Annotated in this window: 17 protein-coding genes; 7 read left to right on the top strand and 10 right to left on the bottom strand. The window is 38.8% G+C overall.

Going from position 1 to position 16,542, the window contains the following annotated elements; all coding sequences use genetic code 11:
- Window positions 1-63 precede the first annotated feature (63 nt).
- Entirely contained in the window at window positions 64-768 is a 705-nt protein-coding gene (locus tag J5J05_RS02855) for a GntR family transcriptional regulator (protein WP_208559164.1), read from the top strand.
- Between the two features lie 91 nt (window positions 769-859).
- Here J5J05_RS02855 and J5J05_RS02860 read toward each other — a convergent pair whose 3' ends face one another.
- Both J5J05_RS02860 and coaA read right to left on the bottom strand, forming a co-directional pair.
- Window positions 860-1,048, bottom strand: a complete 189-nt coding sequence (locus J5J05_RS02860; protein ID WP_208559165.1) for a hypothetical protein — start codon at window positions 1,046-1,048, stop codon at window positions 860-862.
- A gap of 237 nt (window positions 1,049-1,285) precedes the next feature.
- Complete coding sequence (gene coaA / locus J5J05_RS02865) at window positions 1,286-2,209, bottom strand: type I pantothenate kinase (protein ID WP_208559166.1); 924 nt, start codon at window positions 2,207-2,209, stop codon at window positions 1,286-1,288.
- A 300-nt stretch (window positions 2,210-2,509) separates the two neighbouring features.
- Between coaA and mvk the strand changes: the two genes are divergently transcribed.
- The 5 genes from mvk (at window position 2,510) to J5J05_RS02890 (ending at window position 7,223) form a co-directional block, all read left to right on the top strand.
- Complete coding sequence (gene mvk / locus J5J05_RS02870; RefSeq protein WP_208559167.1) at window positions 2,510-3,463, top strand: mevalonate kinase; 954 nt, start codon at window positions 2,510-2,512, stop codon at window positions 3,461-3,463.
- Window positions 3,456-4,427 carry a diphosphomevalonate decarboxylase gene (mvaD, locus tag J5J05_RS02875; protein WP_208559168.1) on the top strand — a complete coding sequence of 324 codons (972 nt, stop codon included), beginning with the start codon at window positions 3,456-3,458 and terminating at the stop codon, window positions 4,425-4,427. The genes mvk and mvaD overlap by 8 nt, the downstream gene beginning before the upstream one ends.
- 80 nt (window positions 4,428-4,507) lie before the next feature.
- The gene (locus J5J05_RS02880; protein WP_208559169.1) at window positions 4,508-5,584 is read left to right on the top strand and encodes a phosphomevalonate kinase; all 1,077 of its coding nucleotides are present in this window, start codon (window positions 4,508-4,510) and stop codon (window positions 5,582-5,584) included.
- A 77-nt stretch (window positions 5,585-5,661) separates the two neighbouring features.
- Window positions 5,662-6,714 (top strand): type 2 isopentenyl-diphosphate Delta-isomerase, encoded by a 1,053-nt coding sequence (fni, locus tag J5J05_RS02885; protein WP_208559170.1) that lies wholly within the window; start codon window positions 5,662-5,664, stop codon window positions 6,712-6,714.
- A gap of 50 nt (window positions 6,715-6,764) precedes the next feature.
- Window positions 6,765-7,223: a hypothetical protein gene (locus J5J05_RS02890; protein WP_208559171.1), complete on the top strand. Its 459-nt coding sequence runs from the start codon at window positions 6,765-6,767 to the stop codon at window positions 7,221-7,223.
- 13 nt (window positions 7,224-7,236) lie between these two features.
- Here the strand turns inward: J5J05_RS02890 and J5J05_RS02895 are convergent, their stop codons facing one another.
- From J5J05_RS02895 to opp3b, 7 genes are all read right to left on the bottom strand, one after another.
- A complete protein-coding gene (locus J5J05_RS02895; protein ID WP_208559172.1) occupies window positions 7,237-7,557 on the bottom strand; it encodes an AzlD domain-containing protein in 321 nt (106 codons plus the stop codon).
- Window positions 7,550-8,302: an AzlC family ABC transporter permease gene (locus J5J05_RS02900; protein WP_208559173.1), complete on the bottom strand. Its 753-nt coding sequence runs from the start codon at window positions 8,300-8,302 to the stop codon at window positions 7,550-7,552. Before J5J05_RS02900 ends, J5J05_RS02895 begins: the two co-directional genes overlap by 8 nt.
- Before the next feature lie 93 nt (window positions 8,303-8,395).
- Window positions 8,396-9,697, bottom strand: coding sequence for a pyrimidine-nucleoside phosphorylase (locus tag J5J05_RS02905; RefSeq protein WP_208559174.1), 1,302 nt, complete (start codon window positions 9,695-9,697; stop codon window positions 8,396-8,398).
- 249 nt (window positions 9,698-9,946) lie between these two features.
- Window positions 9,947-10,897 (bottom strand): ABC transporter ATP-binding protein, encoded by a 951-nt coding sequence (locus tag J5J05_RS02910; RefSeq protein WP_208559175.1) that lies wholly within the window; start codon window positions 10,895-10,897, stop codon window positions 9,947-9,949.
- Entirely contained in the window at window positions 10,897-11,955 is a 1,059-nt protein-coding gene (locus tag J5J05_RS02915; protein WP_208559176.1) for an ABC transporter ATP-binding protein, read from the bottom strand. The genes J5J05_RS02910 and J5J05_RS02915 overlap by 1 nt, the downstream gene beginning before the upstream one ends.
- 14 nt (window positions 11,956-11,969) lie before the next feature.
- A complete protein-coding gene (gene opp3C / locus J5J05_RS02920; RefSeq protein WP_244244589.1) occupies window positions 11,970-13,022 on the bottom strand; it encodes an oligopeptide ABC transporter permease in 1,053 nt (350 codons plus the stop codon).
- A 2-nt stretch (window positions 13,023-13,024) separates the two neighbouring features.
- Entirely contained in the window at window positions 13,025-13,969 is a 945-nt protein-coding gene (gene opp3b, locus J5J05_RS02925) for an oligopeptide ABC transporter permease (protein ID WP_208559177.1), read from the bottom strand.
- Window positions 13,970-14,239: 270 nt separating this feature from the next.
- Between opp3b and J5J05_RS02930 the strand changes: the two genes are divergently transcribed.
- The gene (locus J5J05_RS02930; RefSeq protein WP_208559178.1) at window positions 14,240-14,620 is read left to right on the top strand and encodes a DUF3899 domain-containing protein; all 381 of its coding nucleotides are present in this window, start codon (window positions 14,240-14,242) and stop codon (window positions 14,618-14,620) included.
- Window positions 14,621-14,736: 116 nt separating this feature from the next.
- Here the strand turns inward: J5J05_RS02930 and J5J05_RS02935 are convergent, their stop codons facing one another.
- Window positions 14,737-16,410, bottom strand: a complete 1,674-nt coding sequence (locus J5J05_RS02935) for a peptide ABC transporter substrate-binding protein (protein ID WP_208559179.1) — start codon at window positions 16,408-16,410, stop codon at window positions 14,737-14,739.
- Window positions 16,411-16,542: the final 132 nt, after the last annotated feature.

Consider the following 16,542-nt stretch of genomic DNA (forward strand, 5'->3'; position numbering starts at 1 on the left):
TACCCATATAATTAAAATGTGTTATACTAATTCAAAGAACACTCAGAAAAAGGAGACTTTGCGGTGAACAAATACCAAGCGGTTGCTCAAGAGATTAATCAACTGATCCAAAAAAACAATTTGTCTCAAGGAGATAAGCTTCCTACCTTGAATGATTTGGCTGAAGAATATCAAGTTAGTAAGAATACCATTATTAAAGCAGTTGAAATGCTTGAATCCCATGGTATCGTGTATCAAGTTAGAGGTAGTGGCACTTATGTGCGTGGCCGTTACAGAAAAGGCTATGTCAATCTCACCGACGTTCATGGCTTTCAAAGTATTTTCAAGGAGTTTAATTTATCATCAGGTGTCATCGAGTTAAAAGAAATCATACCCGATGAAAATATCGCAGAAGTACTGAAATTAAAGGAAAACGAAACAGTCTATTACCTGAAAAGAGTTCGTCAGATTGAATCTCGTCCACTTTGCGTTGAGGAATCATACTATAATAAGTCTTATGTTCCTTATTTAAATGAAGACATCGTTCAACATTCAATCTTCAGCTACTTAAGAGATGATTTAAAAATAGACATTAATTTCTCGGATTTCTTTTTGCGTTTAGGCAAATTGGATGAAGAACAAGCTCGCTACCTCAATTTAAACCCTCAAGATCCTTCTATTGATATTGAATCTATCTATTATTTGAATAATGGACAACCTTTTGATTATTCTGTCATCAAATATCATTACGAAGAGGCTCAGTTCTTTATGCAAGGGAATAAATTGTAAGCGATCATCCCTTCATACGCAATGCATCACTATTTAAAGACAAAAAAATACCTATCGGAAAATCATCGTTCTTCCGGTAGGTATTTTCTATTTATCTATCAACCGATTTATTATCTCGAATATCGGATAGTGTGTCGGCAATGCGCTGTAATTTTTTATTTTTTTCTTTTGTTAGCTCAACCATCTTATGACACAGAACGATAAAATAAATCACCACGGCTGGTACACCAATATAAAATGCGATAATAACAAGCGGTAAAAAATAATCCAAAAAAAACATTTCAAAACCTCCATTAAGTATTTTGAATACATACTGCTGACATTAAAACAGATTTAATATAAAACAACTGTTTAGTTACTTTACCCTTTGATAAAGCCTATTTTTTTGATTCTATTAAGAAAATCGGTAATGCATAAGACCCGATCAAGAGCAGCCCCCAATAGAAAAACGCAAAGAATATACTTGTTTAATTCATTGGGGGAATGCTTTTAATTCCTTATAATGAAAGATTACCTCTTAATGTTTTTTCAATAACAATTGATCAATAAAGTGATCGGTTGTTTTGTGTACGATCATATCTGCTCTGAACCGCGTGGGTAAAATGAACTCTTCCAAATTCTTTAGATTGACTGCTTTCCAAACACCACGTGCCATGTCGAAGGCTTCTTCTCTATTTCCAGTAGCAAGTTCATAATAATAGTTTGTCGGATCCTGGAAGGCCGTATCCAACAATAAACCGAATCGTTCCAAATACCATTTCTCGATCCGTTCTGGTTCAGCATCTACATAAAAACTGAAATCGAAAAAGTCACTGACAAAAATTTTCTCATTTGCAGGCAACTGCAAGACATTGATCCCCTCTACGATCAAAATATCTGGTTGGTCGATCACCGCATATTTATCTGGAATAATATCGTAGTATTTGTGCGAATAAACCGGTACTTCTATGTTTCGACGACCACTTTTCACGTCCCCCATGAAGCGAATCAAGCGCTGCATGTCATAACTTTCGGGAAACCCTTTGCGATCCAAGCTGTCTTTCTCTTCCAGTACCTTATTGGGATAAAGAAAACCATCTGTTGTGATCAAATCAACTTTTCTATCCGAGTAAGCCCGTGCCATCATTGTCTGAAGCAATCGCGCAAGTGTACTTTTTCCAACAGCCACACTCCCAGCAATTCCAATAATATACGGATCTTTTCTAGCAGGCTGGTTCAGTAATGTTTTCATTTCACGCTGACGATCATCATAATGTTTGATATGCGTATGTAGAATTTGCAGAATTGGGACATAAATTTCTTTAACATCTTTCATAGAGATACGGTCATTCAGTGAGCGCAAAGATTCCAACTCTTCATCCGTTAGTGTTAATCGCGTATGTTCATTTAATGCTTTCCATTCATCTCGGTCAATAATATAAAATGTATCTGATTCTTGCATGCGGTTTATGCCTCCGCTTCTATTAGTCTTTTGTCGTGTTCAAGTTTACCAAATTTTTTCGTTATTGACTATCTATATTCTAATAAACAGTTTACTTCCTTCAATAAAAACCATCTTTTTGAACACTCGCACTGAAAAGAGAACGTATAATTGAATGAATAACGGATTCTTTATGTATTTTTAAATTAATATTGGTACGATATAGTGGAGTCTAACAGTCAAGTATAGTACGATTGTAGTACAGTCTTTACGAACAATAGAACATTAGATACATTAAAGTATTTACGAGGAGTGGACACGATGAAAACTCTCTCCGATCAAGCCATTGGAACGGCTCACGGAAAGATCATATTAATTGGAGAGCATTCTGTGGTTTACAATAAACCCGCAATCGCCCTCCCTTTCCCAGCAGCCCATGTAGAAGTCACCATAGAATCCATTTTAGGAGATAGTGAAATCCACTCAAACTACTATGAGGGGCCACTTTCTAGTGCACCCGTTTCATTAGAGAATCTTACCAAAACGATAGAAGCCATTTGCTTGGATCTTGGATATGCATTATCCGGTATGCGTATTGCTATTTCTAGCCTGATTCCCTCTGAGCGAGGAATGGGCTCAAGTGCAGCAGTCGCTTCCGCGCTCGTTCGTGCGTTATTCAACTTTTTTGAACAACCACTCGCATACGAACAATTGCTTCATTATATTGGTATATCAGAAAAAATTGCTCATGGTAATCCGAGCGGTCTTGATGCTCGTGTCACGAGTGGAAACCAACCGCTGTTTTATACAAAATCTAAGACACCAGAGCCTTTTGATTTCCATTTGACTGGCTACTTGATCGCTGCCGATACGGGTCTTAAAGGACAAACGCGCGAAGCTGTTCAAGATGTAGCGAGTCTCCTCAAAAAGTCTAAACGGAAAACAAGATTTTTGCTGGATTCTCTTGGCAAGCTAACTGTTCAAGCGAGAGTGGCCATCGAACAAGACGACATTGCCGACTTAGGTAGAATTCTTACAAAAGCACATCACCACCTAGCTGACCTAACTGTCAGTAATGACAAACTCGATCAACTTGTTAAAACAGCCATTGAACATGGTGCTTTAGGCGCAAAATTAACGGGTAGTGGTCGTGGCGGTTGCATGATTGCTTTAACGAAAACGTTTGGCCAAGCCAAGCACATTGCAAATGAATTAATGAAAAATGGAGCCGTTGAGACATGGATCCATTCACTAGGAGCAGATACAAATGAGTAAATGGGTTCGCGCACATACAAATATCGCCTTGATCAAATATTGGGGTAAAGAAAATGAAGAACTGATCATCCCAAAAAATAATTCTTTATCACTTACACTTGATGCCTTTTATACAGACACAAAAGTGACGTTTGATGCTACTTTGACAGAAGATCAGTTAGTGTTAGACGGTGAACAGCAAGCCAGTGGTGTATTAAAAAAAGTTTCTACTGTTTTAGACCTTGTCAGAGAACAAGCCGGAATCAAAACATTCGCACGAGTAGAAAGTATCAATTATGTTCCTACTGCAGCAGGTCTTGCTTCTTCTGCTTCAGGACTTGCGGCACTTGCGGGTGCAGCTAGCGAGGCAGCTGGACTGACATTATCCAAAAAAGATTTATCTCGCCTAGCGCGTCATGGCTCTGGTTCAGCTTCTCGCAGTATCTTCGGTGGTTTTGCAGAATGGGAAAAAGGCACAAATGATGAAGACTCTTTTGCTACGCCAGTAGATGATGCCAGCTGGGATATCGGTATGCTGTTCATCATCGTCAAAGATGCGCAAAAAGATGTATCTAGCCGAGACGGTATGCGTCGTACCGTTGAAACGTCTCCTTTTTACGCGGGCTGGTTAAATACACTCGACCAAGACTTAAGTGACATGAAGCAAGCAATTAAAGAACGGTCTATCAAAAAGGTTGGGACGATCGCTGAACGTAATGCGTTGAAAATGCACGCTACGACTTTAGGAGCTAACCCGCCCTTCACTTATTGGTCGGCTGATAGCATGAAAGCTATGGATGCAGTCCGTTCAATCAGAAAAGAAGGCTATGATGCTTACTTTACAATGGATGCTGGTCCAAATGTAAAAGTCATTTGTAGACAAACAGACATGTCCGCAATTAAAGAACAACTAATCACTTATTTTGATGAAGAACAAATTATTTCAGCTAAGCCTGGTCCAGGCATACATGTCAGAGAAAACTGATCTTCGTTTTCTTTTTTCATAACAAAAATCCAAAGGATACTACTTCTTAAAGAAGGGGTCCAAAAAAAGGAACGAATTGAATGAATCAAGTAGAAGCCTCGGCTCCTGGAAAACTTTATATTGCCGGCGAATATGCCGTCGTTGAACCTGGTCACCCCGCTATCTTAGTTGCCGTCGATCAGTTTTTGACGGTCAAAGTTCGTCCATCGGAAACGGTTGGTACCATCCACTCTTCCCATTATTCGAGTATTCCGCTGCAATGGACGAGAGAAAATGGCAAGTTGATCGTTGATGAACGAGAAAATCCTTTTCACTACCTTCTTGCGGCCATTGATTATACAGAGCGCTACGTAAAAGAATGCGGAAATGAATTATCTATCTATCATCTCGCGGTCGAAAGTGAACTTGATAGCGCAAATGGGCTGAAGTATGGTCTTGGTTCTAGTGCAGCTGTTACCGTTGCAACGGTGCGTGTATTATTAAAGTTTTACGGTATGAGTGAATCAGATGAACTCGTTTTTAAACTTTCTGTCTTAGCTCACCTCTCCGTTAAAAGTAACGGTTCTTTTGGAGATATTGCTGCAGCTACTTATACTGGCTGGCTAGCCTACAGTAGCTTCGACCGTGAATGGGTAAAAGCAAAATTAAATACACACAGCATCCAATCCATCGTAGCACTAGACTGGCCTGCTTTTATGGTCGAAAAACTGACACCACCAGATAATTTAAAATTGTTGATCGGGTGGACTGGTTCACCAGCGTCAACGACTGACCTGGTCGACCAAGTAAAGGCTAAACGAGAAGCCAAAGCACAAAGTTATCAAGCGTTTCTTGCCGAAAGCAAAGCTTGTGTAGAACAGATGATTCAAGCGTTTCGTAGTGGCTCTCTTCCAGATATTCAAATAGCGATTCGCAAGAACCGTCACATTTTGAAAACAATGAGCGACAGCACCGGCGTTTCAATCGAAACAAGTACACTAGCCCAACTCTGTGAGGATGCTGAATCTTATCAAGGTGCAGCCAAGTCATCTGGTGCAGGTGGTGGCGATTGCGGTATTGCTTTATTTGACCGTGAATCAAGCCTTATAGATCTTGTTTCTAAATGGGAAGCGCATCAGATCACTTTATTACCGCTACAAGTTTATACACGTTCATGATAAACTGGTATTGGATGCAACATTAAAAGATTCGATGGTACTGAATCTTTTCAAACTGATATATTGGAGCAGAAACGATGCCAAAACAAAATAATCGTAAAAATGAACACGTATCTCTATCTGAAAAATTCTATGATCAAGGACAGTCCTCTTTTACCGATGTTCGCTTCGTCCACCATTCTTTTCCACAGATGGCGGTAAAAGATGTGGATTTAGCTGTGCAACTAGCATCTTTACATTTTGAAGTGCCTTTTTTCATCAATGCAATGTCTGGCGGTAGTCGCTGGACTGGAAAAGTAAATGAAAAACTAGCCATTATCGCCCGCGAAACTGGCTTGGCGATTGCGACAGGTTCGGTCAGTGCAGCATTAAAAGATCCTGAACAAGAAGGTACCTTTAAAATTGTTCGAGAAACTAATCCGCATGGACTAGTATTTTCTAACCTTGGCGCAGGACATGGCCTTGAGAATGCAAAAAAAGTGGTTGATTTACTTCAAGCTGATGCGATGCAGATTCATATCAATGCACCGCAAGAAATCGTCATGCCCGAAGGTGACCGCGAATTTTCTAATTGGATTGAAAATGTGCAGGAAATCGTTGAAGGTCTGGATGTTCCTGTGATTGCTAAAGAAGTTGGATTTGGTATGAGCCGTGAAACGGTTCATCTCCTTGAATCGATTGGTGTAAAAATCATTGATATCAGTGGGCGTGGCGGTACTAATTTTGCTCAAATCGAAAATTATCGACGGACAGAACAGAAACTAGATGACCTTGAATCATGGGGTCAGACAACGGTTGAATCATTGCTTGAAACACAAGAGGCTGTAAAAGGCGCGCATATCATCGCTAGCGGCGGTATTCGTCGTCCTATGGAAATCATCAAGGCTCTTGCCATGGGTGCAGAACTGGTCGGTCTTTCAAGTCAATTTATGCATATGGCATTAGATGATGTTGATCAGACGATTGAAACGGTTCATGCCTGGAAATCGGAATTAGCGAGTATCATGACATTACTTGGTGCAAAATCGGTCAATGATTTAAAACAAACTGACTTAGTTTTATCAGGACAAGCTGCTCAGTGGTGCGCAGCCCGAAATATCTCTATACAAAAATACGCTTCTCGCTCATAGCGGGAAACGTATTTTTTAGTCTATTCTCTTTTAAAAAAAGGAGCTACTTTATGCTATTTCATTATATAAAACTTGTGCTTTACTGTTTGATCCAGTGTACTTGGGGAATCATCCAAACGTCACTTGGTGTCTGCCTTTTTCTTCGTTATTTAAAACAACCACACCTATTCTATCATGGTGCAATCAGAACTAAGTGGTCTCGCCTAGACGGTGTATCATTAGGTTTATTTATTTTCACACCTGATGATACTGATTCAGCGCACTTAGCTCCTTTTACAGATAGTTGTAATAGAATGGCTGTTCATGAATATGGGCACACGTACCAATCCCTGCTCCTAGGTCCACTTTATTTACCTGTCGTTGGTATTATCTCTTTTATCTGGGCAAGACACCCAAGATACAAAAGATTAAGACAACGTTACCATGTCCCCTACTCTTTTTGTTGGGTCGAGTCATGGGCAAATCAGTTAGGTGAAAAGATACTAAAACAACCTGCACTCAAAAGATAAACCAATTGATTATTTAAAATACAAACCAAAGTAATGTGATGCCACCGATTCCAAAAATCATAGACCACATTAAATTCTTTGTTTTATAGGCAATCAGAAACACAATAACCGACGGAATCAATTTAATATTGATTGCTGGGTTGATTGTGAAACCGTCTTCCCAAAAGAAGATATCAGATGCGACCAAGGCCGCAAAAATCGATACAGGAATATATGTCATCCACCGACTGAAAGAGGGTGAAATTTCTTTTTTACTCAGCAATAACATGGGAAGGAATCGAGGGATATACGTCACGACTGCCATTCCTAAAATAAGCAACCATGGACTAGTCATACGATTCATTTCCTTTCGTTACCGGTCGCTGACGACGGTTTTTCCTTACTTCTAAACCATAACCTACAAAAGAAGCTAAGATTGTGGCGATGACAAGCGCGATATTGTGTTTTAATACAATCGTCAGTATGACTGTTAATATTATAGAAGCAATACCTGCTATGAGGTGTTCTTTTGATATAAATTGCTGGACCATCATATATAAGAACATGGCAATCAGTGCATAATTCATGATAATCGTATTGACTTGAATCTGACTACCGATAAAGCCACCGACAATCGTACTGATAACCCACGTTGAATAGTTGATGACACTTGTGATCATGGCTTCTTCTGGTGACCAATTTCCTTCTCTAAACTTTGTATAATTGATGCCATAGGATTCGTCCGTCAATACATGACTAAATAAAGCGATGAATCCGAATGACTTCTCTTTAACGTATGTAGACATACTTGCCGACATTAATACATGCCTAAGATTGAGAAAAAAGACCATCATAACAACAGACGGTACAGCTGCGCCTAAAACTAGCATACTCGCTGCTAAAAATTGCCCTGCTCCCGCATAAACCATCACACTCATGATTGAAATACCTAACACTGAAACGCCAGCATCATACAAAACGATACCACATGCCATACCCAATACCGCATAAGTAGCGATAATTGGCATACTAGCGGCTACGCCATTTTTCATCTTACTTGAAAACAATTCTTCACTTCCTCTACTGCTATCAAACTTCATTCGCATACGATCTTTACAATAAAAAGAGAGCCTGGCAGAAGTAACCAATAAGGTCTCATTAGATCATATCGGTTACTTCTCTGACTCTTCGCGTTATTTGATGATATCGTATACCAATGTTAGTGGCTCTGCTGTTTCACTGATTTTCATACTCTCTGTAATTGTTTGCTTCGTTGATTCATCAATTGGTTTGTTTGAATAAAGTGTAGCCAGTGATTCGCCCATTTCAACTGCATCACCAACTTTTTTATTTAAATAGACACCTGCTGCTAAATCGATCTCGCTTTCTTTTGTTTCTCTACCAGCACCTAGTCTCATCGCTGCCAGTCCGACCTGATCTGCAACAATGGTTGAAACCACGCCCGCTTTTTCAGCGGTCACTTCAGCAGTAAATTCTGCCGTTGGGAGGACTTCATCCATATGGTCAGCAACAGTCTCGTCGCCACCTTGAGATTTCACGAATACTTTAAACGCTTCAAGTGCTTTACCGTTATGCAAGTTCTCTTCTAGTAATGCACGCGCTTCTTCCAGAGAGTTACCGGCTCCACCAAGATAAGCCATTTGGCTACCGAGGACTAAACAGAGTTCCGTTAGATCTTTTGGTCCATTTCCTTTGAGTGTTTCGATAGCCTCTTTCACTTCTAATCCATTACCAATCGCGTTACCTAAAGGTTGACTCATATCAGAAATCACAGCCATTGTATTACGACCTACGGCATTACCGATTTCCACCATTGCTTCTGCCAATTCTCTCGCTTGGTCTACACTCTTCATAAACGCGCCGGCACCTGTTTTAACATCTAAGACAATGGCATCTGCTCCAGAAGCGATTTTCTTACTCATGATCGAGCTGGCAATCAATGGAATCGATTCAACGGTACTCGTTACGTCACGCAACGCGTAAAGTTTCTTGTCAGCTGGTGTTAGATTACCAGATTGACCTACAACAGCCACTTTATTTTCATTAACAAGTTCAACGAACTGTTCTTTTGAAATTTCTACGTGGAAGCCTGGTATCGCTTCTAGCTTATCGATCGTCCCACCAGTATGCCCAAGTCCGCGTCCGCTCATCTTCGCTACAGGGACGCCTACGCTTGCAACGAGTGGAGCAAGAATCAAGGTCGTTGTATCCCCCACACCACCAGTTGAGTGTTTATCTACTTTTACGCCTGAGATAGCTGATAAGTCGATCTGATCTCCAGATTCTACCATTGCCATCGTTAGTGCGCTACGTTCTGCTTTAGTCATTCCTTTAAAGTAAATGACCATTGCCATTGCACTCATTTGATAATCTGGAATCGTATCGGCTGTATATTCTTTGATCATCCATTTGATTTCTTGTTCAGTCAATTCTTGATCATGTTGTTTTTTTTCAATTAAATCGATCATTCTCATGTATATTCCCCCATCATCAATTTTGATTATAACAACTTCTATTCCATCATCTTATCATATTTTAGTGCTCATGACCGAATAATCTTGTAATCTCTTTCATTTTGTACTAAAAAAATTTCCACTACCCATTTTTGTCTAGTAACTTCTTACGGTAAAAATAAAAGAGCCAAGAAGACATCATCATTTAAGATAATGCTTCTTGGTTTATTTAGGTTTTCTGTCCAAAGACATACTCTTTTATTTCATTTATTATTTTTTGTTGTCGTAAGCTGCACGTTTCTTTTTCAAACGATCTACATCTGATTCACGACAATAAACATAATGTCCTGGTACGATTTCTCGAAGTTCTTCTGGCTCATTATTCGGTACTCTTGGTACATAAGCCGTACGTTTACGAGAACGCTCATAATCAGGATCTGGTAATGGCACTGCTGATAATAAACTCTCCGTATAAGCATGAAGTGGTTTATTGTATACATCTTCAGCCGGAGCCAATTCAAGTAATTTCCCAGAGTTCATTACGCCGATTCGATCACTGATATATTTAACCATTGATAAATCATGGGCGATGAATAAGAACGTTAAGTCTTGTGACTTCTGCAGCTCCATTAGTAAGTTGACAACTTGCGCTTGGATAGAAACATCCAACGCAGAAATGGGTTCATCAGCTACAATGAATTTAGGCTTAACAGCAAGTGCTCTTGCAATACCAATACGTTGACGCTGTCCGCCAGAGAACTCATGTGGATAACGACTCGCATGGTCAGGATTCAATCCTACAAGTTTCAACAATTCATCCACTCGATCATTACGCTCTTTTTTAGAATCAGCTAGTCCGTGAATATCGATACCTTCTGCAATGATATCTCGCACTTTCATCTTCGGATTCAAAGAAGCATATGGGTCTTGGAAAATCATTTGCATATCGCGTCTGAACTTCAATAAATCCTTTTTCTTTGAAATCTCGTGTACTTTCGTACCTTGGAAGTCAATTTCTCCGTCAGTTGGTTCATATAAACGAATGATTGAACGACCAGTAGTTGACTTACCTGAACCAGATTCACCAACTAGTCCAAAGGTTTCTCCTCTAAAGATATCAAACGTAATACCATCTACTGCGCGAACTTCATTCTTTGAACCTGGATTGAAGTACTGCTTTAAATTTTTAACTTCTAAAATCTTTTCTTTAGCATTTTCCATTATTGCTCGCCTCCATCATTGTGACGTCCAGCAAATTTTTTCATGTAAAGTTGCTGACGTGCTTTTATTTCTTGAGGAGGATCGATTGCTGGTGCATCTTCATGCAACAACCAGGTTGCTGCATAATGAGATTTTGAAATTTTGAACATTGGTGGTGCTAGTTCTGTATCAATCTTCATTGCATATTCATTACGTGGCGCAAAAGCGTCCCCTTTTGGAGGATCCAATAAATCTGGGGGCGTACCTGGAATAGCATATAAAGAGGTTGCTGTTTCCAAAGTCGGCATAGAAGCTAATAGTCCCCAAGTATATGGATGTTGTGGGTTGTAGAATACTTCATCTACTGTACCCATTTCTACGAATTTACCGGCATACATAACCGCTACACGGTCTGCAACATTCGCCACAACACCTAAATCATGTGTAATAAAGATGATAGATGTATCGATTTTCTCTTGTAGTTCTTTCATTAGTTCTAAAATTTGCGCTTGGATCGTTACATCAAGTGCCGTTGTCGGCTCATCCGCAATCAAAATATCCGGATTACAAGCTAGCGCGATCGCAATAACGATACGCTGACGTTGTCCACCAGAAAATTGGTGTGGATATTGCTTCATTCTTTTTTCAGGTTCTGGTAAGCCAACTAATTCTAACAATTGTAAAGTTCTTTTGCGCGATTGCGCTCTGTTCATTTTTTGATGAAGTTTTAGTGGTTCTGAAATTTGTTTTTCAATCGTCATTGTTGGATTAAGAGAAGTCATTGGATCTTGGAAAATCATTGCAATTCTTTTTCCTCGAATCGCTTGCATCTCTTTTTCTGAAGCTTGCACTAAGTCTTTACCGTCAAAAACGATTTGTCCTTTTTCGATATTGGCGTTTTGAGACAATAGGCGCATGATACTTCTGGAAGTAACGGATTTACCTGAACCAGACTCGCCAACGATTGCTAGGGTCTCACCTTTTTTCAGATCAAAACTGACACCACGAATAGCTTGTACCTTACCTGCGTATGTGTCAAAAGAAATATTTAAATCTTTCACTTCTAAAATGTTACTCATCTATCGTCACCTCGCTAATCTTTCATTTTTGGATCAAATGCGTCTCTTAAACCATCAGCCAATAAGTTGAATGAGATCATGAGCACACAAAGCACGCCTGCTGGATACCACATAAGGTGTGGTATAAACTGGAATGTTTTATATCCGTCATTGATCAACGTACCTAATGATGCAAAAGGTGCGGGTATACCGATACCAATAAAGCTTAAGAATGCTTCAAAGAATATCGCAGACGGTATAGAGAACATTGTTTGAATAATGATGACACCCGATAGGTTTGAGATCAAATGCTTAACCGCAATTTTGATACTTGATTCACCTAACGTTTGTGCAGCTAGAATATATTCTTGATTTCTTAATTTTAACGTCTGGGCCCGCACGATACGCGCCATTGGAATCCAACCAGTAATCGCAAGCGCAATAATGATTGAGGTGATACCCGGTTTTAGTACAAGTAGTGTCAAAATAACCACGACTAAGTTTGGAACACCAGAAAGAATTTCCAATATACGTTGCATAATGTTATCGATTCGACCACCAAGCCAGCCTGATATAAGACCATACGTTACCCCAATCGTTAAATCAAATAACGCTGCGGCGAAAGCGATGATCAAGGAAACACGTGTCCCATATAAAATACGAGAAAGTAAATCGCGTCCTAAACTATCTGTTCCTAACAAATAATAAGTGTCTTCATCAACACCCATTTGGGCATATTTATCAAAAACTTCTGTACCACCCGCTTTAGTGGTTCCATTTAGCCCGTTGATATTGATACCAGGAATTTTCGGTGGCAAACTGATATGTCCTGAAGTTTGTGTGTACGGATTATGCGGCGCAATCAATGGTGCTGAAAACGCTAATACGATAATCACTGCCAAAATACCTAAACTGATGACAGCTGCTTTATTTTTCTTGAGTCGTCTCCAAGAATCTTGAAGGAAACTTAATGATGGCGCACTAATTTTCTCGTTATCTTCTGTAGAAGAAGCAGTGACTTGTTCAAACATATCAGGAGAGAATTTTGTATGCTCATTTGAAGATAATTGATTATCATGAGTTGACATTTCTAATCTCCTCCTTTAGCTGAAATACGAATACGTGGATCAACGACGCTATACAGAATATCTACTACTAAAATAATCAATACAAGCATTGCTGAGTAAAGAATCGTTACACCCATGATCGTCGGGTAATCGTTAGTCGTAATAGACTTAACGAATTGCTCACCGATACCAGGGATAGCATAAATATTTTCAACAACCATCGAACCGGTCATTAGCGCAACGGCCATTGGTCCTAAGATCGTAAGCAATGGAATCAATGCATTTCTGATTCCGTGTTTGAAGGCAACTACCCAGCGGCTTAGCCCTTTAGCTCTTGCTAATTCGATATAATCACTGCTTAAAACATCAACCATTTCTGTACGAACAAATCTTGCTGAGTCCGCTAAGGGTCCGATTGCTAAAGCAAGTGTTGGTAAAATAGAAGATTTGAATCCTCCATCCCATAGTGCAATTGGTAACCAACCTAATTTAGCAGCAAAAATCAATTGTAATAATACCGCGAATACAAAGTTAGGGATGGATCGACCAAGTATGGCAAAAAATGTAGCCATTGTATCTACCCAAGTATTTTGCTTCATTGCTGCTATAACACCTAATATAATACCAATGAATGTTCCTAAGACAACTGCTTGAAATCCAAGTTGCAGTGAAGGACCAATTCGAGTTGATAGTAATTTTGAAACAGGTGTATTATCAAATTGGAAAGAAGTTCCTAAGTCTCCTTTTACCAACCCACCCATATAAATTGCGTATTGGACAGGAACAGGTTTATCCAATCCATATTGTTCATTCATGATTTCAATTTGCTCTTGAGACAACTTATCTTCATTTGAATAAGGCGTCCCTGGTAGCAATTGACTTAGAAAGAACGTAATCGATGCGATAAGAAATAAGGTAATAAACATGTAAAAAACACGTTTCCCAAGATATTTCAAATAACTTTTCATCGATTTTACACCTCCAGCATATTATTTTTATTTTTTATATAAAGTCACAACTTATAGAATATTCTCTATCACACAATATTGCAAATTTTTTTTTAATTGTGTGCCACTTATTTATTATTTGTTATAAAAAGATGATAAACCTCTCATTTTTTAGATTACTTTTGGACAAGTTCTCTTAAAAATTTCTTTCTATTTTCTATTCTCTAGTTGAGGTTTCTTACTAGATGCGGTACATTATTGAATAGACTTTTACCCTTTTAGGAGACGATCATGCAAAAAAAATCTAAATTTCTAATGATTATCAGCAGTATTATCGTACTAATGTTTATTGTTGAATGGATACTACAAGGTACAATCACCTTTCTAGATACATCAAACTTGTTTTTTTACCCGGCTAGCTTATTTCTGATTCTTGGGCTTTTTGGCCAAGTCCTCCGCTCAGGTGCTTTTGATTTCTTCCACTATAGTATCAATAAAACGATTCACCGATTTCGTAGTTCTCGATCGACAGAAGAAGAAGAGGAGAGCGATCAAACGCCTACTCATCTTTCCGAACAAATCGGAGACGGTTTTGCCATTTCATTAAAAATCGGCTTCGTTTTAATGAGTATTTCTCTTTTATCTTTACTTTGTTTTTACTTATTCTCGTAAACATATACCTAAAATGAATAAGCTTATTTCTTGAAAAAATGGATTTAGGCGCTTAAAAAAAGAGTGGATATCCACTCTTTTTTTGTAGCCTTTAATCTTAAACCATTTTGAAGAGATTATTTACCTTCGATATATGTCCATTTGTAAGAATAATCTGCTCCTGTAAGGTGGTGAACAAGATCCTTAACATAATCTTTTTCAAGAACAGCATATGCACGTTGATAAATAGGTGCTATAGCAGCGTCATCAAGTAACATTTGTTCTGCTTCTAGCATATCTTGCCAACGACCATCTAAATCACTTGCATCATTTTGTGCACTTTCAATCAATGCGTCGTATTCAGGATTGCTGTAGCCAGATTTATTGTTACCATTTTCAGTTTCAAATAATTCTAAGAAGTTGATTGGATCTGCATAGTCTGCTCCCCATCCAGCTAATTGGATATCATAATCTTGTTTTGAGTTTGAATCTAGACGAACTTTAAACGGTACATTTTTCAAGTTGATTGAAAGTCCCGGTAAGTTTGTTTCTAGTTGAGACTGCATGAATTCTAATGAACGTTTAGAGTTCTCAGTGTCATCCCCAAGAATTTCAAGTGTAAGAGAATCTTGTCCTAATTCTTCAAGACCTTTGTTGAAGTACTCAGCAGCTTGTTCAGCGTCGAATGTTAATAAGTCTCCATTTTCTGCACGGAAATCTTCATTTGATTCTGGACCAGTTGCTAATTCCTTAGGTACTAAACCATTTGCTGGGAAAGAACCATTTTGTAATACTGTATCTGCAAAGCTTTGTTTGTCAAATGCCATTGCGATACCTTTACGGATATTTTCGTTTGCTAATGGTGTTTCTTCTCCATTACGTTCTTGGTTGAACTTGAAGTAGAATACTGATGAAGTTGGTTGCGTCAATAAGTCCGGCGCACCTTGTTTAGTTTGAACATATTCACCTGAAAGTGTCATGCGGTCAGCATCTCCGGCGTTGTACAAGTTCAAAGCTGTTGATGTTTCTTTAACGGCATTCACATCGATACGGTCTAATTTTACAACATCTGCATCCCAGTAATTTTCACTTTTGACCATTGACCAGCTAAGACCTGTACCATCCCAGTCAGTTAATTCAAATGGTCCGTTGTAAAGCATGCTATCGCTATTTGTTGCGTACTCGCTTCCTTTTTCAGTTACGTATTCTTCGTTAAGTGGGAAGAACATTGATAGAGATAGTAAATCTTTGAAGTAAGGAACTTGTTTGTCCAATTCAACAACAAATGTTTGATCGTCTTCTGCACTAACACCTAATTCTGAAGGATCCATTTCACCAGTAATGACTTGTGAAGCATTTTTTACAATGCCGTCCATCATATAAGCATATTCAGCTGCTGTTTCAGGTGTAACAAGACGTTTCCATGCATAAACAAAATCATTGGCTGTTACAGGCTCACCATTTGACCATACTGCGTCTTCTCTAATTTTAAATGTATAAGTCAATCCATCTTCGCTAACAGTTGGCTCTTCTGCTGCCATTGCTAGTTGAAGATCGTTATCAGGACCTTGACGATATAGTCCTTCATTAACGTTGTTTAATACGATGTTACTTACAGCATCTGTTGAGTTACTAGAATCCATTGATGGGATTTCAGCTGATTCAAGCAAGTTTAAAACTTGTTCTTCATCGCCAGAATCCTCTGAGCTTGAATCTCCTGCTGAATCTTCTCCACCATTACCACAAGCTGCTAAAAGTAATGCACTTGTTAATGTCAATCCTAGTGTACGTGCTAGTTTACTATTTTTCATCCACTTTTCCTCCTTGAATATATAACTTACTGAGTATAAATAAGTAACATTAAATCACTTGGATAACTTTATCACCTTTTTATCATAATTACAACTAGTTATTTTAAAAAACACATTTATTTCTCATTAAAA

Source organism: Marinilactibacillus kalidii, assembly GCF_017599325.1.
In the GTDB taxonomy this organism is placed as follows: domain Bacteria; phylum Bacillota; class Bacilli; order Lactobacillales; family Carnobacteriaceae_A; genus Marinilactibacillus; species Marinilactibacillus kalidii.